The organism is Pseudomonas sp. 21615526 (genome assembly GCF_013386245.1).
In the GTDB taxonomy this organism is placed as follows: Bacteria; Pseudomonadota; Gammaproteobacteria; order Pseudomonadales; family Pseudomonadaceae; genus Aquipseudomonas.
The window spans coordinates 94,716-114,289 of record NZ_JACAOM010000012.1 but is presented as its reverse complement, the minus strand read 5'-3'; the positions used below and the strand labels follow the sequence as shown (position 1 = coordinate 114,289).

The 19,574-nt window shown below is 60.6% G+C and carries 17 protein-coding genes; 14 read left to right on the top strand and 3 right to left on the bottom strand.

Features of this window, described 5'->3' with window-relative positions; genetic code table 11:
• Positions 1-17: 17 nt before the first annotated feature.
• From algK to HX786_RS05385, 14 genes are all read left to right on the top strand, one after another.
• Positions 18-1,442, top strand: coding sequence for an alginate biosynthesis TPR repeat lipoprotein AlgK (gene algK, locus HX786_RS05450; RefSeq protein WP_371135978.1), 1,425 nt, complete (start codon positions 18-20; stop codon positions 1,440-1,442).
• The gene (locus HX786_RS05445) at positions 1,439-2,926 is read left to right on the top strand and encodes an alginate export family protein (RefSeq protein ID WP_003216288.1); all 1,488 of its coding nucleotides are present in this window, start codon (positions 1,439-1,441) and stop codon (positions 2,924-2,926) included. The genes algK and HX786_RS05445 overlap by 4 nt, the downstream gene beginning before the upstream one ends.
• Entirely contained in the window at positions 2,926-4,485 is a 1,560-nt protein-coding gene (gene algG / locus HX786_RS05440) for a mannuronan 5-epimerase AlgG (RefSeq protein WP_178911803.1), read from the top strand. The genes HX786_RS05445 and algG overlap by 1 nt, the downstream gene beginning before the upstream one ends.
• 11 nt (positions 4,486-4,496) lie before the next feature.
• Complete coding sequence (locus HX786_RS05435; RefSeq protein WP_076014451.1) at positions 4,497-5,945, top strand: alginate O-acetyltransferase; 1,449 nt, start codon at positions 4,497-4,499, stop codon at positions 5,943-5,945.
• A gap of 8 nt (positions 5,946-5,953) precedes the next feature.
• On the top strand, positions 5,954-7,063 hold the full coding sequence (locus HX786_RS05430; protein WP_008434173.1) for a mannuronate-specific alginate lyase: 1,110 nt from the start codon (positions 5,954-5,956) through the stop codon (positions 7,061-7,063).
• 190 nt (positions 7,064-7,253) lie between these two features.
• Entirely contained in the window at positions 7,254-8,819 is a 1,566-nt protein-coding gene (locus tag HX786_RS05425) for an MBOAT family protein (protein WP_008434176.1), read from the top strand.
• An 11-nt stretch (positions 8,820-8,830) separates the two neighbouring features.
• Positions 8,831-10,018 carry an alginate O-acetyltransferase gene (locus HX786_RS05420; RefSeq protein WP_102369877.1) on the top strand — a complete coding sequence of 396 codons (1,188 nt, stop codon included), beginning with the start codon at positions 8,831-8,833 and terminating at the stop codon, positions 10,016-10,018.
• A gap of 16 nt (positions 10,019-10,034) precedes the next feature.
• Complete coding sequence (locus HX786_RS05415; RefSeq protein WP_008434181.1) at positions 10,035-10,682, top strand: alginate O-acetyltransferase AlgF; 648 nt, start codon at positions 10,035-10,037, stop codon at positions 10,680-10,682.
• A 149-nt stretch (positions 10,683-10,831) separates the two neighbouring features.
• Entirely contained in the window at positions 10,832-12,283 is a 1,452-nt protein-coding gene (locus HX786_RS05410) for a mannose-1-phosphate guanylyltransferase/mannose-6-phosphate isomerase (RefSeq protein WP_003216275.1), read from the top strand.
• A 154-nt stretch (positions 12,284-12,437) separates the two neighbouring features.
• On the top strand, positions 12,438-12,902 hold the full coding sequence (locus HX786_RS05405) for a hypothetical protein (protein ID WP_003216273.1): 465 nt from the start codon (positions 12,438-12,440) through the stop codon (positions 12,900-12,902).
• 20 nt (positions 12,903-12,922) lie between these two features.
• Complete coding sequence (locus HX786_RS05400) at positions 12,923-13,735, top strand: SDR family oxidoreductase (protein ID WP_178911802.1); 813 nt, start codon at positions 12,923-12,925, stop codon at positions 13,733-13,735.
• Between the two features lie 91 nt (positions 13,736-13,826).
• Complete coding sequence (locus HX786_RS05395) at positions 13,827-15,185, top strand: AAA family ATPase (RefSeq protein WP_178911801.1); 1,359 nt, start codon at positions 13,827-13,829, stop codon at positions 15,183-15,185.
• Positions 15,178-15,807, top strand: a complete 630-nt coding sequence (locus tag HX786_RS05390) for a TIGR02646 family protein (RefSeq protein ID WP_178911800.1) — start codon at positions 15,178-15,180, stop codon at positions 15,805-15,807. Before HX786_RS05395 ends, HX786_RS05390 begins: the two co-directional genes overlap by 8 nt.
• A gap of 14 nt (positions 15,808-15,821) precedes the next feature.
• Positions 15,822-16,220 (top strand): hypothetical protein, encoded by a 399-nt coding sequence (locus HX786_RS05385; RefSeq protein WP_003216266.1) that lies wholly within the window; start codon positions 15,822-15,824, stop codon positions 16,218-16,220.
• Between the two features lie 102 nt (positions 16,221-16,322).
• Here the strand turns inward: HX786_RS05385 and HX786_RS05380 are convergent, their stop codons facing one another.
• From HX786_RS05380 to HX786_RS05370, 3 genes are read right to left on the bottom strand one after another with little or no spacing between them, the layout of a single operon-like run.
• Positions 16,323-17,183 carry an HlyD family secretion protein gene (locus HX786_RS05380; protein ID WP_087692839.1) on the bottom strand — a complete coding sequence of 287 codons (861 nt, stop codon included), beginning with the start codon at positions 17,181-17,183 and terminating at the stop codon, positions 16,323-16,325.
• 10 nt (positions 17,184-17,193) lie between these two features.
• Complete coding sequence (locus HX786_RS05375) at positions 17,194-17,394, bottom strand: DUF1656 domain-containing protein (RefSeq protein ID WP_003216262.1); 201 nt, start codon at positions 17,392-17,394, stop codon at positions 17,194-17,196.
• Positions 17,384-19,567 (bottom strand): FUSC family protein, encoded by a 2,184-nt coding sequence (locus tag HX786_RS05370; protein WP_003216260.1) that lies wholly within the window; start codon positions 19,565-19,567, stop codon positions 17,384-17,386. Before HX786_RS05370 ends, HX786_RS05375 begins: the two co-directional genes overlap by 11 nt.
• Positions 19,568-19,574: the final 7 nt, after the last annotated feature.

The following is a 19,574-nucleotide window of genomic DNA, read 5'->3' as shown; positions in this document are numbered from 1 at the left end:
AGTGTGTCAGCCAACACATGCATCAACTGACAGGGCCCCTTCGCGAGCAAGCCCGCTCCCACATGGGAACTGCGGCGTTGCTGGCTGTTGCGGTCAGCCTCGCCGGTTGCGCCGGCCTGCCCGACCAACGCCTGGCCAATGAAGCGCTGAAACGTGGCGACACCGTCACTGCCCAGCAGAACTACCAGCAGCTCGCGGATTTGGGCTACAGCGAGGCCCAAGTGGGCCTGGCGGATATCCAGGTCGGCACCCGCGACCCCGAGCAAATCAAGCAGGCCGAAGCGACGTACCGCGCGGCTGCCGATACATCGCCCCGTGCCCAGGCACGCCTGGGTCGCCTGCTGGTGGCCAAGCCCGGCGCGACCGAAGCCGAACACCATGAAGCCGAAGGCCTGCTGAAAAAGGCCTTTGCCAATGGCGAAGGCAACACCCTGATCCCGCTGGCAATGCTCTACCTGCAATACCCGCACAGTTTCCCGAACATCAACGCCCAGCAGCAGATCAGCAAATGGCGCGCCTCGGGTTACCCGGAAGCCGGTCTCGCCCAGGTGCTGCTGTATCGCACCCAGGACACCTACGACCAGCACCTGGATGAAGTGGAAAGCATCTGCAAGGCGGCGCTGAACACCACCGATATCTGCTACGTCGAGCTGGCCACGGTCTACCAGAAAAAAGCCGAGCCGGAAAAACAGGCCGAACTGCTCAAGCAGATGGAAGCCGGCTACAGCCGCGGCACCGTCACCGCCCAACGGGTCGACAGCGTGGCTCGTGTACTGGGTGATGCAAGCCTGGGCAAGACCGACGAAAAAACCGCCCAGGCCCTGCTGGAAAAAATCGCCCCCGGCTACCCGGCCTCCTGGGTCAGCCTGGCGCAACTGCTCTACGACTTCCCGGAACTGGGCGACGTCGACCAGATGATGAAGTACCTCGACAACGGCCGCGCCGCCGACCAGCCCCGCGCCGAACTGTTGCTGGGCAAGCTCTACTACGAAGGCAAGTGGGTCCCAGCTGACGCCAAGGCCGCCGAAGAACACTTCCAGAAAGCCGTCGGCCGCGAAGTCGCCGCCGACTACTACCTCGGCCAGATCTACCGCCGTGGCTACCTGGGCAAGGTCTATTCGCAAAAGGCCCTGGACCATCTGTTGACCGCTGCGCGCAACGGCCAGAATAGCGCCGACTTCGCGATTGCCCAGCTGTTTTCCCAAGGCAAGGGCACCAAGCCCGACCCGCTTAACGCCTATGTCTTCAGCCAGTTGGCCAAGGCCCAGGACACGCCGGAAGCCAACGACCTGGCGACCCAGCTCGAAGCGCCGCTGACCCCGGAACAACGCGCCGAAGGCCAACGCCTGGTGCAACAGGAGCTGGCCGTGCGCGGCACCCTGGCCCAAAGCACGCTGCAATTGCACGCCCTGCAAGAAGAAGACGGCGAGGAATCCCTATGAAGCTCAACCCATTCGTCAAGGCCGGCATCGGCCTGACCTTCGCCCTGCTGTGGTCGTGCCCGACCCTGGCGGCGCTGACCGAAGCCAAGAACTTCGGCCTGGAAGTCAAAGTCACCGGCCAGTCCGAAGATGACCGCGACCTGGGCACCCAGAAAGGCGGCGACGTCAACGGCATCGGCCTTGACCTGCGCCCGTGGATCTACGGTGAAAGCGGCAACTGGAGCGCCTACGCCATGGGCCAGGCCGTGACCTCCAGCGACATCATCGAGACCGACACCCTGCAACAGTCCTCGGATGACGCCACTCAACAGACCAGCAATGACGACCGCAAGAGCAAGAAGAACTACCTGGCGATGCGCGAGTTCTGGGTCGCCTATGGCGGCTTCACGCCCTACCCCGGCGAGATCCTCAAGCTCGGTCGCCAACGCCTGCGCAATGACGACGGCCAATGGCGCGACACCAATATCGAAGCGCTGAACTGGACCTTCGACACCACCTTGCTCAAGGCCAATGTCGGCGTCGCCGAGCGCTTCAGCGAATACCGCACCGACCTCAAGGAACTGTCGCCCAAGGACAAGGACCGTCAGCACCTGTACGCCGACGCCGCCTACCAGTGGACGCCAGGCCAGTGGATCGGCCTGCGCGCGCACCACACCCATGACGACGGCAAGCTCGACTACCCGGAACCGGGCGTGGCCACCGACTCGCTGGACAAGCGCGAGAACGGCGACCTGACCTGGCTCGGCATCGAAGCCAACAGCGACGCCTACAACTGGCGCAACACCAACACCGTCAACTACTGGGCGAGCGTCACCGGCATGCAGGGCGACCGCGACACGGTCAACGCCTTGAACGCCGACGGCACCCGCCCGGCCAACGCCAAGCGCAGCGATGACGTGAATGGCTGGGCCACCGACCTGGGTGTGCGCCTGCGCCTCGACCCGCAGTGGCAAGTGGGCGCCGCCTACTCCCGCGCCAGTGCCGAATACGAGCAGAACGGCCTGCAAAGCAACCGTTCGAACTGGACCGGTACCCAATCCCGCGTCCACCGCTTCGGTGAAGCGTTTCGCGGCGAGATGAACAACATGCAGTCCATGAGCCTGTTCGGGTCCTGGCAGCTGCGCGAGGACTATGACGCAAGCCTTGTGTACCACAAGTTCTGGCGCGTCGACGGCAACAAGCCGGTGGGCAGCAACGGCATCGATGCCGTGCAGAACAACACCGATGACGTGACCGGCGCGATCCTGTCCAGCACGTCCCTGCCGCTTGAAGACGGCAAGAAAGACCTGGGCCAGGAGATGGACCTGGTGGTCACCAAGTACTTCAAGAAAGGCCTGCTGCCGGCCGGGCTCAGCCAGTCGATCGACGAGCCGTCGGCCCTGGTGCGCTTCCGTGCAGGCGTGTTCAAGCCGGGCGACGCCTATGGCAGCCAGGTCGACTCGTACATGCATCGCGCCTTTGTCGACGTGATCTGGAAGTTTTGATGGGAGCCTGCGCAATGAAGTCTCAAAGCCTGCTCGTCGCGGCCATGCTGCTGGCCAGCGCCTCGGCCTTCGCCGACAAAGCGCCGACCATCGCCAAAGAGCTGCAACAGGCCAAGACCTACACCATCTCCAGCCCGCCGACCGAGCCGCTGGAGATGGCCAAGCCTGCGCTGCCGGACGTGTCCGGCTACACCGCGGCCAATATCGCGAAAAAGATCGTGCGTACCAAGCCAGGCAAAATCAGCATCCGCCGGATGATGCAGGAAGACGCCCTGAAGGACTTCATCGGCGGCGACAACAAGATGGCCGAATGGGTAGTGCGCCAGCACGGCATTCCCCAGGCGATCTTTGTCGACGACGGCTACATGAACCTCAAGGACCTGCTGAAGAAAGTGCCCAAGCAGTACTTCAGCGAAACCTCGCCGGGGGTGTTCCTGGCCAAGTTGCCGATCGTGGTGGGCCGTAAAGGCATCCTCGAAATCGACAAGCAGACTCAAGAGCTGCGCCTGTCCCAGGAAGCCGGTTCGTTCCTGATCAACGACGGCCAGCTGTTCGTACGTGACACCAGAATCACCGGCTGGCGCGAGAAGACCAACGGCCCGGCGACCTTCCAGTCGCCCAAGGAATTCCGCCCGTTCCTGCTGGCCTGGGGCGGCACCGAGACCTACATCGCCAACAGCAAGATGGCCAGTTTCGGCTACGCCAACAGTAAGTCGTATGGCGTGAGTATTTCCCAATACACGCCGAACATGGCCAAGGTGCTCAAGCGTCCTGAACCGACGGGCTGGATCGTCGACTCCGAGTTCTCGGACATGTGGTACGGCTTCTACTGCTACGAAACCACCGGCTTTGTGCTCAAGGGCAATACCTACAAGGACAACATCGTCTACGGCATTGACCCCCACGACCGTTCACACGGCCTGATCATCACCGACAACACCGTCTACGGCACGAAGAAGAAGCACGGCATCATCATTTCCCGGGAAGTGAACGACAGCTTCATCTTCAACAACCGCAGCTTCGACAACAAGCTCTCGGGCCTGGTGATCGACCGTAACAGCGTCAACAACCTGATCGCCGACAACGAGATCTACCGCAACCACACCGACGGCATCACCCTCTATGAGAGCGGCGATAACCTGCTGTGGGGCAACAAGGTGATCAACAACCGTCGCCACGGCATCCGCGTGCGTAACAGCGTGAACATTCGCCTGTACGAGAACATTGCCATGGCCAACGGGCTGACCGGCGTGTACGGCCACATCAAGGATTTGACCGACACCGACCGCGACATCGCCCTCGACCCGTTCGACACCAAGGTCTCGCTGATCGTGGTCGGCGGTGAACTGGCCGCCAACGGCAGCGGGCCGCTGTCCATCGACTCGCCGTTGAGCGTCGAGCTGTACCGCGTATCGATGCTTGCGCCGACCAAATCCAGTGGCATCAGCTTCTCGGGCGTTCTTGGCGATCGCCAGGAAGAGATCCTCGACTTGCTGGTACGCCAGAAGAAAGCCGTGCTGATCGACCCTGTCGAACGCCAGACCGAAATGCAGGACTGAGGATGACCTTTATGCACCCACACATGATCAAACTGCTCAGCCTTTCGGGTTTGACCCTCGGCCTGCTCGCGGCCAGCCAGGGCGTGCGCGCCGACGAAATCAAGGCGCCAACCTTCACCGCCGAACCGTGCTGCAGCCTGTGCCCGGCCGCCCACGACGCGAAGAACTACACCACGCGCTACCAGCAGAACTTCACCACCCTGGTGCAAGCCCAGGGCGATTGGCTGTTCCGGACCCAGGAAGACCTGCGCACCGAATTCGACACCAGCCCCGCCGGCTACAAACGCATGCAGCAGCTGCACGATGCGTTCAAGAGCAAGGGCGTGGAACTGGTGGTGGTCTACCAGCCGACCCGTGGTTTGGTGAACCGCAACAAGCTCAACCCTGAAGAGAAAGCCAGGTTCGATTTCGACAAGGCCCTGGGCAATTACAAGACCATGCTCGGGCGCTTCGCCAAGATGGGCTACGTCGTGCCGGACCTGTCGCCGCTGACCAACGAGCAACTGCCGGACGAGTTGCCGGCCCACGATTTCTACTTCCGCGGCGACCAACACTGGACGCCATACGGCGCCCAGCGCACCGCCAAAATCGTCGGCGCGAAAGTGCGGGCGATGCCTGAGTTTGCCGGCATCCCACAACGTGAATTCGAGACCAAACGCTCCGGGCGCATGGGTAAGACCGGCACCCTGCATAACATGGCCGGGCAACTGTGCGGCACCAGCTACGCGATCCAGTACATGGACCAGTTCACCACCGAGCCCAAGGGCGAAGCGGCAGACGGCGACCTGTTCGGTGATTCCGGCAACCCGCAGATCACCCTCGTGGGTACCAGCCACAGTGGCAAGAACTACAATTTCGCCGGCTTCCTGGAACAGGAAATCGGTGCCGACATCCTTAACGTCGCCTTCCCCGGTGGTGGCCTGGAAGGCTCGATGATCCAGTACCTGGGCAGCGAAGAATTCCAGAAGACCCCGCCGAAGATCCTGATCTGGGAATTCTCGCCGCTGTATCGCCTGGACCAGGAGACCATCTACCGCCAGATGATGTCGCTGCTGGACAACGGCTGTGAAGGCAAGACCGCCCAGATGAGCGCCAGCACCACGCTGAAACCCGGCAAGAACGAATTGCTGGTGAACAGTTCGAACAAAGACCTGCGCAACAGCAGTCACCAGGTCGACATCCGCTTCGCCGACCCATCGGTGAAAACCCTGCAAGCCACCCTCTGGTACATGAACGGGCGCCACGAGGACATCAAGATCGAGAAACCCGAAACATCCGATACAGACGGGCGTTTCGCCTTTGAACTGCGCACCGATGAAGACTGGGCCACGCAAAACCTGCTGGCCGTGGAAGTGCAGGGCCCTGAAGCGGGCCAGGCCGCGCAGAAAGTCGAAGCGAAAATTTGCACACGCAACGTATTCCCCGCCGGTGGTCAACAGACTGCTTCAACGGGGCAATGAGGTTACTTATGCAGAAGTTATTGATTCCAACGCTGCTGGGCCTGGCGATGTTTGCCGGCCAAGTCAACGCCGCCGCACCACTGCGTCCGCCCCAGGGTTATTTCGCCCCAGTGGAAGCATTCAAGACCGGCGACTTCAAGAATGACTGCGACGCCATGCCGGCGCCGTACACCGGCTCGCTGCAATTTCGCAGCAAGTACGAAGGTTCGGACAAGGCTCGTTCCACCCTGAATGTGCAGTCCGAAAAAGCCTTTCGCGACAGCACCGCCGACATCACCAAGCTGGAAAAAGACACCAGCAAGCGCGTGATGCAATTCATGCGCGACGGCCGTCCGGAGCAGCTGGAATGCACGCTGAACTGGCTCACGAGCTGGGCCAAGGCCGATGCATTGATGTCCAAGGACTTCAACCACACCGGCAAGTCCATGCGCAAATGGGCACTGGGCAGCATGGCGTCGGCCTATGTGCGCCTGAAGTTCTCCGACTCTCATCCGCTGGCCAACCACCAGCAGGAGTCGCAGTTGATCGAAGCCTGGTTCAGCAAAATGGCCGACCAGGTGGTGAGCGACTGGGACAACCTGCCGCTGGATAAAACCAACAACCACTCCTACTGGGCTGCCTGGTCGGTGATGGCGACCTCCGTCGCCGTGAACCGCCGCGACCTGTTTGACTGGGCCGTGAAGGAATACAAGGTCGGCGCCAACCAGGTGGATGCCCAAGGCTTCCTGCCCAACGAATTGAAGCGTCAGCAACGGGCCCTGTCGTACCACAACTACGCCCTGCCGCCGCTGGCGATGATCGCCAGTTTTGCCCTGGTGAACGGTGTGGACCTGCGCCAGGAAAACAACGGCGCGTTGAAACGCCTGGGTGACAAGGTGCTGGCCGGGGTGAAAGACCCGGAGATCTTCGAGCAGAAGAACGGCAAGGAACAGGACATGAAGGACCTCAAGGAAGACATGAAATTTGCCTGGCTTGAGCCCTTCTGCACCCTCTACACCTGCGCCCCGGATGTGATCGAGCGCAAGCACGGGATGCAGCCGTTCAAGACGTTCCGCCTGGGGGGTGACCTGACCAAGGTCTACGACCCGGCGCATGAGAAAGGCAACAAAGGCAGCTAGTCGCTGATCGTTCCCACGCTCCGCGTGGGAATGCAGCCAGGGACGCTGCGCGTCCCAAAAGCGGACGCAGAGCGTCCAGTGAGGCATTCCCACGCAGAGCGTGGGAACGATCACATAGCCCTCTCATTTCGGTGGGGGGTTTGGGGGGGCCGTTGGCCCTTGACTGTTGGTTAAACATGGAGAGATCGGGATGGTTTTCTCGTCCAATGTGTTCCTGTTCCTGTTCTTGCCGATCTTCCTCGGCTTGTACTATCTGAGCGGGCAACGCTATCGCAATCTGCTGCTGCTGGTTGCCAGTTATGTGTTCTACGCCTGGTGGCGAGTGGACTTCCTGGCGCTGTTCGCCGCCGTGACGCTGTGGAACTACTGGATCGGCCTCAAGGTCGGTGCGGCAGGCGTGCGCACCAAGCCCGCCCAGCGCTGGCTGCTGCTGGGCGTGGCGGTCGATCTGTGCATCCTCGGCTACTTCAAGTACGCCAACTTCGGTGTCGACAGCATCAACCTGATGATGAAGTCGGCCGGCCTGGAACCCTTCATCCTGACCCACGTGCTGTTGCCGATCGGGATCTCGTTCTACATCTTCGAGTCCATCAGCTACATCATCGACGTGTACCGCGGCGACACCCCGGCCACCCGCAACCTGATCGACTTTGCGGCGTTCGTGGCGATCTTCCCGCACCTGATTGCCGGCCCGGTGTTGCGCTTTCGCGACCTGGCCGACCAGTTCAACAACCGCACCCACACCCTCGATAAATTCTCCGAGGGCTGCACGCGGTTCATGCAGGGTTTCATCAAGAAGGTGTTCATCGCCGACACCCTGGCGGTGGTCGCCGACCATTGCTTCGCCCTGCAAAACCCTACGACGGGTGACGCCTGGCTCGGCGCGCTGGCGTACACCGCGCAGCTGTACTTCGACTTCTCCGGCTACAGCGACATGGCCATCGGCCTGGGCTTGATGATGGGTTTCCGCTTCATGGAAAACTTCAAGCAGCCGTACATCAGCCAGTCGATCACCGAGTTCTGGCGGCGCTGGCACATCAGCCTGTCCACCTGGCTGCGTGACTACCTGTACATCACCCTGGGCGGCAACCGTAAAGGCACGCTGACCACCTACCGCAACCTGTTCCTGACCATGCTCCTCGGTGGCCTGTGGCACGGTGCGAACATCACCTACATCGTGTGGGGCGCCTGGCACGGCATGTGGCTGGCGATTGAAAAAGCCATCGGCCTCAACACCGCACCGCGCAGTTTCAACGTTGTGCGCTGGGCATTCACCTTCCTGCTGGTGGTGATGGGCTGGGTGATCTTCCGCTCGGAAAACCTGCACGTCGCCGGCCGTATGTACGGCGCGATGTTCAGCTTCGGCGAGTGGTCGCTGTCGGAACTCAACCGCGCCAGCCTCACCGGCCTGCAAGTGGCAACCCTGGTGGTGGCGTACGCAACCCTGGCGTTCTTCGGCCTGCGGGACTTCTACAGCAACCGCCCACCGGAAAAAACCAAGCCTGCGGTGAACACCCAGGCCGATGGCCCGGCGACTGCGCAACCGGGCTTGATCAAGGCCGTACCGGGCGACAACCCGGGCAGCATCCATGAGCCCGGCTACACCGTGGGCACCGAGGCCACCGTGCAACCGGCCTACTGGAGCGCCACCTGGCCACGCTACGCCATGCGCGCCGCAGTACTGCTGCTGTTCGTGGCGTCGATTCTCAAACTTTCGGCGCAGAGCTTCTCGCCGTTCCTTTACTTCCAGTTCTGAGGGAGCCGACCATGACCCGTTCATTACGCGTCCTCTACATCGCCTTGTTCCTCGCCGTGCTGCTGGCGTTGGGCGCCTGGTCGATGCGCAGTTTCCTGGGCTTCAGCACCAACGCCGACGCCACCGTGCTCAACGGCCGCTGGACCAAGGCCGTCGAGACCCACTACGACGACCAGTTCCCGATCAAGCGCCTGGGCACCAACCTCTGGGCAGCGCTGGACTACAAGCTGTTCAACGAAGGCCGCCCTGGCGTGGTGATTGGCCGCGACCACTGGTTGTACAGCGACGAGGAATTCAACCCGATCGTCAACGAAGACCAGAACCTGCAAGGCAACTACGCCTTGGTGGAAGGCGTGCGCCAGAAGCTCAAGGCCCAGGGTATCCAACTGGTGATGGCGATCGTGCCGGCCAAGGTGCGGCTGTACCCGGAACACCTGGGTGAAGTGCAGCCAGCGAGCATCCGCGCCGGTCTGTACCAGGACTTCCATGCCCGCATGGCCGCCGACAAGATCGTCGCCCCTGACCTGATGGGTCCGCTGCAACAGGCCAAGCTGCACGGCCAACAAGTGTTCCTGCGCACCGACACCCACTGGACCCCGGACGGCGCTGAAGTGGCGGCCAAAGAATTGGCCAAGACAATTGCCAACAAAACGCCCCTGAGCGGCGAGCCTCAACGCTTTGTCACCGAAGCCGAGAAGACCGAGCCACACAAGGGCGACCTGCGCCTGTTCCTGCCGCTGGACCCGCTGTTCGAAAACCTGATGCCGCCCAAGGAGCCACTGCAAAAACGCGTGACGCACCTGGCTGAAACCAAAGGCGACGATGCGCTGTTCACCGACAGTGAAACCCCGGTGGCACTGGTGGGCACCAGCTACAGCGCCAACCCGAACTGGAACTTTGTCGGCGCGCTGAAGCAAGCCCTGGGCAGCGACGTCATCAACTACTCCGAAGACGGCCACGGCCCGATCCTGCCGATGCTCAGCTACCTGAAAAGCGACGACTTCAAGAACAGCCCGCCACAGGTGCTGATCTGGGAGTTTCCCGAGCGTTATCTGCCTGTGAACAACGAAATCGGCGATGCCGACCCGCAGTGGGTTGCGCAGCTCAAACAAGCCGGTATGCGCCAACAGAACATGGCTATCAACACCCCCACCGTTAAAAACATGAACTCCGAGACGCCCGACCGGGCGCAAAACTGAAAGAGAGGTAACTCACATGACTTTCACTACTAACCTCGCAAAAACTTTTGCCCTCGTCGCCGGCATGAGCGTTGTTTCGATGTCCGCCTTCGCCGGTGGCGACGCCGCCCTCTACGGTCCCGTCGCGCCAAAAGGCTCGAGCTTTGTGCGGGTGTACAACGCCAGCAACCAGGAAGTCAGCGCCACCGTCGGCAGCACCAACCTCAACGAGGTTGCACCGCTGGCCAGCAGTGACTTCAGCTTCATGCCGGGCGGTGACTACAGCGCCAAGGTCGGCAGCCAGACCCTGCCGGTCAAGCTCGCCGCCGACCACTACTACACCCTGGTCAGCAGCGGCAGCGGCCAACCGCAACTGATCGAAGAACCGCCGTTCAAGAACAAGCAGAAATCCCTGGTGCGCGTGCAGAACCTCAGTGACAAGTCGCTGACCCTGAAAACCGCCGATGGCAAGACCGACGTGGTCCAGGCCGTGGCCGCCAAGGGCCGTGGCGAGCGCGAGATCAACCCGGTGAAGGTCAGCCTGGCGCTGTATGAAGGCGATAAAAAAGTCGGCGACGTGAAGCCGGTAGCTCTGGAACGCGGTGAGGCCGCAGTGCTGTACGTCACCGGCACCGGCGCCAACCTGTCGCCAGTGTGGGTGAAACGCCCTGTGTCGACCCGCTGATTAGATTTTCAGATTGACGCTGCCCCCTGTGGGAGCTGGCTTGCCTGCGATGCGGACAACTCGGTGTATCAGGTACACCGAGGTGACGCCATCGCGGGCAAGCCCGGCTCCCACAGGCTCTAACCAAATTTGATTCAAGGAGAAACACCATGATCCCAGTAATCCTTTCCGGTGGTAGCGGCTCACGCCTTTGGCCGCTTTCGCGTAAACAGTTTCCCAAGCAGTTCTTGGCCCTGACCGGCGAGCACACCTTGTTCCAGCAAACCCTGGAGCGCCTGGTGTTCGACGGCATGGACGCGCCCATCGTGGTGTGCAACAAGGACCACCGCTTTATCGTCAACGAGCAACTGGCTGCCCGCAAACTGGAAACCCAGCGCATCCTGATGGAGCCGTTCGGCCGCAATACCGCGCCGGCCGTGGCCCTGACGGCGATGATGCTGGTCAACGAAGGCCGCGACGAACTGATGCTGGTGCTGCCCGCCGACCACGTGCTGGATGACCAGAAAGCCCTGCAACGCGCCCTGGCCCTGGCCACTGTGGCGGCTGAGCGTGGCGAAATGGTGCTGTTCGGTGTGCCGGCCACCCGTCCGGAGACCGGCTACGGCTATATCAAGTCGACCAACGATTCGCTGCTGCCCGAAGGCGTCAGCCGCGTGCAACAGTTCGTGGAAAAACCCGATGAAAAACGCGCCGCCGAATTCGTCAAGAGCGGTGGTTATTTCTGGAACAGCGGCATGTTCCTGTTCCGTGCCAGCCGCTTCCTCGAAGAGCTGAAAAAACACGACCCGGACATCTACGACACCTGCCTGCTGACCCTGGAACGCAGCAACCAAACCGCCGACACCATCGACATCGACGAATCCACCTTCGCCTGCTGCCCGGACAACTCCATCGACTACGCCGTGATGGAAAAAACCCAACTGGCCTGCGTGGTGCCGTTGACTGCCGGCTGGAGCGACGTGGGTTGCTGGGCATCGTTGTGGGACGTGAATGAAAAAGACGCCAACGGCAACGTCAGCAAGGGCGACGTGGTGATCCAGGACAGCAAGAACTGCATGATCCACGGCAACGGCAAGCTGGTGTCGGTGATCGGCCTGGAAAACATCGTGGTGGTAGAAACCAAGGACGCGATGATGATTGCCCACAAGGACAAGGTCCAGGGCGTCAAGCAGATGGTCAACACCCTCAACGAACAGGGCCGCAGCGAAACCCAGAACCACTGCGAGGTGTACCGTCCATGGGGCTCGTACGACTCGGTGGATATGGGCGGGCGCTTCCAGGTCAAGCACATCTCGGTGAAACCGGGCGCGTGCCTGTCGTTGCAGATGCACCACCACCGCGCCGAACACTGGATCGTGGTCAGCGGCACCGCCGAAGTCACCTGTGACGAGAACGTGTTCCTGCTCACCGAAAACCAGTCCACCTACATCCCGATTGCCTCGGTGCACCGTTTGCGTAACCCGGGCAAGATTCCATTGGAGATTATCGAGGTGCAGTCCGGCAGCTACCTGGGTGAAGACGATATCGAGCGCTTTGAAGATATCTACGGTCGATCCACGCCAATCGAGCGTGGCGTGTCGGTGAAAACCATCGCGCAGTAAACAGAGCAGCACAACAAGCCCCCGCCCCACCGACTGCGTCCCCTATCCGCAGCCGGTGGGCCGGGGGCTTTTTCTTTGGGGCAGGGGAACCCGAAGATGGTCAACTCCACCTACGCTTGGTTAGGATGCCCGTTCCGTTTTCGAGGTTGTTGCCATGTTCTTTGGTGTCTTGCTGATTATCACCTGGCTGATCCTCTTGCTGCGCTACCCCGCCAGGGCGTTGCCGGTTTCCCTCGCGGCCGCCGTCGGCCTGGGCCTGGTGGCGGTATGGGTGGTGTGGCTGGACAACCGCGAGGCCCAGCAATTGGCACGCCTGGAACTGCGTACCGTCTACGCGCCGAAAGAATGCCCCGCAGACCGCCCGCTCAAGCTCACCTTGAACAACGGCAACAACGTACCGCTGACCGAACTGCGTTGGCGCATCGCCGCGTATGCGCCGGGCGATACGGTCAACCTGGCAGACAACGTGTACGCTGCCCCGCGCTATCGCGGCCCCGGCGAACTGCAGGCCGGCGCCACCTGGGAAGACTGCCTGCCAGTGCCGCCGCTGCGCCCCGGCTACCGCCCGCAAACCCTGGAATTTCGTGCCGAGCATTTGCAAGGCAGCTTCTCTGACTGATAACGACAAAGGACTGATCCATGCCCAACGTACTGATCACCGGGTGCTCCAGTGGCATTGGCCGTGCCCTGGCGGACGCCTTCAAGCAAGCCGGCTTTGACGTGTGGGCCAGCGCCCGGCGCAGCGAGGATGTGGCGGCACTCGCCAGCGCCGGCTTTAACGCGGTGCAACTGGACGTCAACGACAGCGCTGCACTGGCGCAGTTGGCCGGGCAGGTCGGCGAGCTGGATGTGCTGATCAACAACGCCGGCTATGGCGCCATGGGTCCGTTGCTCGACGGCGGCACCCAGGCGATGCAGCAGCAATTCGAGACCAACGTATTCTCAGTGGTCGGCGTGACTCAGGCGCTGTTCCCGGCCCTGCGTCGCCGTAAAGGGTTGGTGGTGAATATCGGCAGCGTGTCCGGCGTGTTGGTCACACCGTTCGCCGGTGCGTATTGCGCCTCGAAAGCCGCAGTGCATGCCTTGAGTGATGCGTTGCGCATGGAGCTCGCACCGTTTGACGTGCGGGTGATGGAAGTGCAGCCAGGCGCCATCGATACAAGTTTTGCAAAAAACGCCGGCACCCAGGCCGAACTGTTGATCAATGAAAAGTCGCCCTGGTGGCCACTGCGCGAAAGCATCCGCGCCCGGGCCAAGGCCTCCCAGGATCGGCCTACGCCCGCCAGCCAGTTTGCGGCAGACGTGCTCAAGGCCGTGCAACAGACCACGCCGCCGCGCCTGTTGCGCTCGGGTAATGGCTGCCGGGCATTGCCGTGGATGGCGGCGCTGTTGCCCAAGGGCTTGCTGGAGACTGTCTTGAAAAAACGCTTTGGATTGGGTGGGGTGTTGTAAGCATCCGTTAGCTCCTCCTGCCAAAACCCGGCATGAGTGCCATAATCCCCCGCCTGCACCTTGAACCGACCGGCCCCTGAAGGGTAATGCGATGGAAATTAGAAAAATTCGACTGAGCAATGTCGGTCGCTTTACCGACTTGGAAGTCGCCTTTGCGCCCACGGAAAAGCATCCGTCGAAGGTAACGGTTTTTGTTGGGAACAACGGGGCGGGTAAAACAACAATTTTGAAGTCGATAGCCACATCGTTTAGCTGGCTAGTAGCAAGAATTCGCTCGGAAAGAGGCAGCGGCAGCCCAATAGCTCAAGACGATATAACTAATGGCACACCATCTGCTTCAGTCACTATAGATATAAGTTCAATAAATCACCCTGCGGTACACCTTTCGACGATTTACTCATGGACACTTGCTCGCACGCTTCGAGCACGTAAATCAAAAGTCGAAAGCGAACTCACGAATGTCACGCTACTAGCTGACTTTTTCCGATTTCACCTCGGCCTCGTCGACGAGAGTTCCTCTTTGCCACTCATCGTCTTTTATCCAGTTGAAAGATCTGTCAAAGATGTTCCTTTGAAGGTAGGGAAAGCGGAAAAAGAGTTTGATCAGTTTGACGGCTATGAGAATGCGTTGAACGGCGGTGTGGATTTTGGCCGCTTTTTCCAATGGTTCCGCGAACGAGAAGATAGCGAAAACGAACGAGGAATTTCGTTTGAAGCTCTGAAACATTGGGCAGCAGCTCTCCCTGACTCGGAAACAAAATTAATTGCTGAATTAAGGGATATGCATATTGCTTCCCGGGATGTTCAGCTTACGGCGGTTAGGTTAGCCATTGAAGTTTTTATGCCTGGATTTAATAACCTGCGAGTTCAGCGCAAGCCTCGGCTACACATGGCTATTGACAAAGCAGGTAAAACACTGATTGTTTCACAGCTATCTCAGGGCGAAAAATCATTGCTTGCACTTGTTGGTGACATTGCTCGCCGTCTAGCGATTATGAATCCATCTCTGGACAATCCGCTGCACGGCAAAGGCATCGTCTTAATCGACGAAGTGGATCTGCACCTGCATCCACAGTGGCAACGCCGTCTAATCCGCCAACTCACTCAAACCTTCCCCCATTGCCAATTCATCCTGACCACCCACTCCCCCTTGGTGATCAGCGATACCAAAGATGTTTTGTGCTACGTACTCGACGACGGCGAACTGGAAGAGCAAAACGGACTCTATGGTCTGGACGCCAACCAAGTGTTGCTCAGCGTAATGGACACTGATGTTCGCAATAACGAAGTCCAAGAGCGTCTGGACCGCTTATTGGAACTGCTGCAGGACAAGAAACTGAAAGAAGCCAAGGAGCTGTTCAACGAACTGTCCGCAGATCTTCCACCGGGTCATATTGAGTTAACCAAGGCATCGCTTTTGATTCGCAAACTGGAGCTGCGCATTGCGTAAGATCACCAAAGGCGATGAGCCGGCTGCACTAACTCAATGGAAGCGTTCAAACCCACGTGGTCGCTACACTGATCTAAGCCACGAAGAAAGAAGCTCCATTCGTCAAGCGTGCATCGAAGAGCAATACGGTTTGTGTGCCTACTGCTGCCATGCAATCACAGTAGCCAACGCCCACAACGAGCATGTCGAAGCTCAAAGAATTGCGCCAAATCGCACGGTGGATTACTCAAATATAGTCGCCAGTTGCAACCGCACCCAGCAGTGTGGAAACGCACATGCACATCAGGCGCTACCGCTCACGTCGCTGATGGATGAATGCGAAACCGAAGTGAAGTTTTACCTTTCAGGACGGGTGGAAGGTTTAACCGCTAGAGCAACTACATCCATTCAGGTGCTAAACCTGGGCAACAGTCGTGAAAAAAATCGAGCGCTGTTCAACGATAGGCGAGACATTCTCAGCACACTTCTTTTCAACAGCCGGATGGATGGCGAAGACATCAACATCGAGAACATCGATCTGCTGAACATTTTGGCAGAGGAGTTACAGCAACCTGATGTGAATAGACGACTGAAGCCCTTTTCACCCGTGCTGGTCAACGTGATTCGCCATCTGAACACCTAACCCGAGCCCACACGATGATTGACTACCGCGATTTTTTTGATGAAGTGATCCAGGCCCATGTCGAGATCGAACAATGGTTTGCCGGCACAGCCCCCGAGGGAACACTGGAGGTTTTGCTGAGGCGTTTTTCGCCGGACTTTTCCATGATCACCCCGGCGGGCAAACAACTGGATTTTGCACTGCTCAACCAGCTGTTCAGCCAGGCTGGCGGCAAGCGGCCCGGGTTCAAGATCAGCCTCAGCGAGTTTGCCGGGATTGACCGACATGCCCGTGGCGCGACGGTAAGTTATCGCGAACAGCAGGTGGATGGCAGCGGTGCCCAAACCGATCGGCGATCGACCGTGGTGTTTGAAAAACAGGCCAGTGGCGCCCTGCTGTGGCGCCATTTGCACGAGACGTTTCTACAGGCCTGACACGGTCAAAATGTGGGAGCGGGCTTGCTCGCGAATGCGGTGGATCAGTCGATATTTTCGTTGACTGACACACTGCCTTCGCGAGCAAGCCCGCTCCCACATTCAGTTCTGTGTTTGGTTGACGATCACGGTGCAGGTGATCCCCGCCGCCAACAGCACACCTTCCGGCACTTCATCGATATGAATCCGCACCGGCACCCGCTGGGCCAGGCGCACCCAGTTGAACGTCGGGTTCACATCGGCGATCAACTCGCGGCTCTCCGGGTTGTCCCGGTCGTAGATGCCGCGCGAAATGCTTTCCACGTGTCCCTTGAGGGTTTCGCCGCTCATCAACTGCATGTCGGCCTTGTCCCCGACTTTGACGTGGGGCAGCTTGGTTTCTTCAAAGAAGCCGTACACCCAGAACGAGTTCATATCCACCACCGCCATCTTCGCCTCGCCGATGCGTGCATAGTCGCCGCGGTGCACGTTGAGGTTGGTGACGTAGCCGTCGACCGCCGCCACCACCTGGGTGCGCTTGAGGTTCAGTTGCGCCGCTTCAAGCTGGGCCAGGGCATGTTGGTAGTCGGCCAGGGCCGAGTCGGCGATGTTACTGGCGTCGTCGCGGTTTTCCTTGGAGATCACCAGGGCGTCGAGGTCGGCGCGGCGGTGGGCGTTGACCTTGCGCATCTCCCAGGTGGCCTTGCGGGAAGCCACCAGGGATTGCGCCTGCTTGACCGCAATCTGGTAATGCTCAGGGTCGATCTGCATCAGCAGGTCGCCCTTTTTCACCAACTGGTTGTCACGCACCGGAACGTTGACCACTTCGCCGGTGACGTCGGCGGCGACGTTGATGATGTCGGCGCGCACCCGGCCATCGCGGGTCCAGGGAGTTTCCATGTAGTGCACCCACAACGTGCGGCCAATCCAGATCGCCAGGGCCAGTACCAGCAAGGTCGCGAGCAGGCTGAAAAACTTTTTCATCGGGGCATTCTCAACGGTAGACGGTCAGCGCCAGGGCGCCGAACAAGCAAGCGAACAGGCTCAGGCGCAGCAGCGCCGGGTGCCAGAAAAAACGGTACAGGTCAAAGCCGGCCAGGAACCGGTCAAGGGCCCAGGCCAGGCCCGCCGCGATCAGAAACATCAGGGTCATGGTGGGCATGTAGACGCCGTGGAAGGCGATTTCACGAGGCATGGGCGGGTCCTTCGGGCTTGAGGGCAGCCAGGGGTGATTGCGGGTCCAGCAATGAGGTGCGGATAAAGTGCAGGTAGCTTTTCACCCGGCGCAGGGCCGAGGTGTCGAAGTGCGGGGCGAAGGGTTCGTCGGTGGCCTGCACGCGGCTGATGGCATGGTCCACGGCGACCAGGCTGCGCTCCAGGTTGCTGGCGCTGGGTTGCAGGAACAGCCGCACCAGCGAACGGCCCATCACCCGGATCGCCTGGCGCCACGGCTGGGACTCGGCATACGCCGGGTGCACCGGCAGGATCGCCTGTTCTTTGCGCAACTCGATGATCGCGTGGCCGACTTCCAGCACCACGAACATCCAGCGCAGCAGGTTGCGTTGCACCTGGGGTTGCCCGGCGGCAAAGCCGTAGGCCTGGTGCAGCAGGTCGCGGGTGCGGCTTTCGAAACCCGACGCCAGGCCCTTGAGTTTGCCGCTGATGGCGAACACCACTTGCTCGCGCAAGTCCTGCTCCAGCCGACGCCACAACCAGCGGCTGTTGGGCGGCAGGATGATCGCGCCCGCCGCCGCACACACCAGCATGCCGATGACCATGGCGATGTAGTCGTTGATGAAGGTGTAGGGGTTGTAGATCGTGAGGTTGTCCGGCACCGAGCCGGTGCTGAAGAAGATCAGCAACCCGACGCCGACTCCCGCGTACTGCGGGCGCGAAGCCAGGAACGAACCGAAGATGATCACCGGCGCGAGCATCACGCACAGCAACGGGAAACCGTCGATCCAGGGGAACACGAAGAACATTTCGACAAAGCCCACCAGCGCCCCGATCAAGGTGCCGCAAGCCATTTGAAAGGCCATGCGCTTGGGGTTGGGGGTGGCGGCCGACAAACCCACCGTCGCCGCGGCGATCAGGGTCATGGTGGCGCCACTGGGCCAGGCCGTGGCCACCCAGTAACTGCCGAGCACGATCAGGATAAACGAGGCGCGAATCCCCGAGGCGGCGCAGGCCAGCCAGTTGGTTTTGGGGGTGTAGGGTTCGTCCCAGTGTTCGCGCTCGTGGCTGTGATCCGCCAGGGAGGCGTGGGTCTGGGCGTAGTTGTGCAAGTCGTCGACGAAGCGGTACAGCAGCTCATAGGCGGTGTGAAAGTCCAACAGTTCGGCGTCGCTGGGGGCGCTTTCCTGGAAGCGGGTGCGCAGGCTGCGCACCTTGGCGGGCAGGCCTTCCTTGTAGGCGTTCAACTGATTGGCCAGGCGCGCCGCATCGGGGCTGGTGAGCGCACGGCCGGAAAAACCGTCGAGCAGTTCCGCCAGGTCTTGCAGGCCCGGCTTGATGGCAGCCACCACGTGATCGGCCTCCTGGCTGCGCAGGCGCTCGAGCAATTGGTGCAAGGCGTTGAAGCGCGTGGTGATGCCCATGAACTCGCTGTTCAAGCGCGTCAGCCGGCCATTGCGCCGACGCATGTGCGGGTCTTCGAACACGGTGATGCTGCGCAGCCCTTCCAGGCCCACGGCTTCGGCGATAAAGCGCACGTTGCTGCGTTCAAAGCCTTCGCGCTCGCTGCGACCGCGCAGGCCGTCGGTGACGAACAGCGCGAACACACCGAAGCGCTGGTACAGGGCGTTGCGCATCGCAGCGCTGGAGGTTTGCGGCAGGATCGCGGCGCTGACCAGCGTGGAGCAGACAATCCCCAACGAGATTTCCAGGACTCGCCACACCGCCGCCATAAACGCGCCGTCGGGATGGGCCAGGGCCGGCAAGCCGACCATCGCCGCGGTGTAGCCGGCCAGCACAAAACCGTAGGCGCGAAAGTTGCGATTGCGGGTCGCGCCAGCAGTGCAGATGCCGACCCAGATCGCCAGCGAACCGAGGAACAGTTCAGTGTTCTGCGCAAACAACGCGATCAGGAACACCATCACCGCCGAGCCCGCCAGGGTGCCCAGGAAGCGGTAGAAACTCTTGGCGAATACCTGGCCGCTTTGCGGCTGCATCACGATAAATACCGTGATCATCGCGGTACGCGGTTGCGGCAATTCCAGGCGCATGGCCAGCCACAGCGTCAGGAACGCCGCGATCAGCACCTTGAAGATATAGACCCAGGTCACGCCATCACTGCGTGCCCAATCGAAGAAACCGCGGCGCCACTCAAGCGAGTGCAACCAGCGCAGCGGTGCAGGCAAGGGAGTCATCGCATCC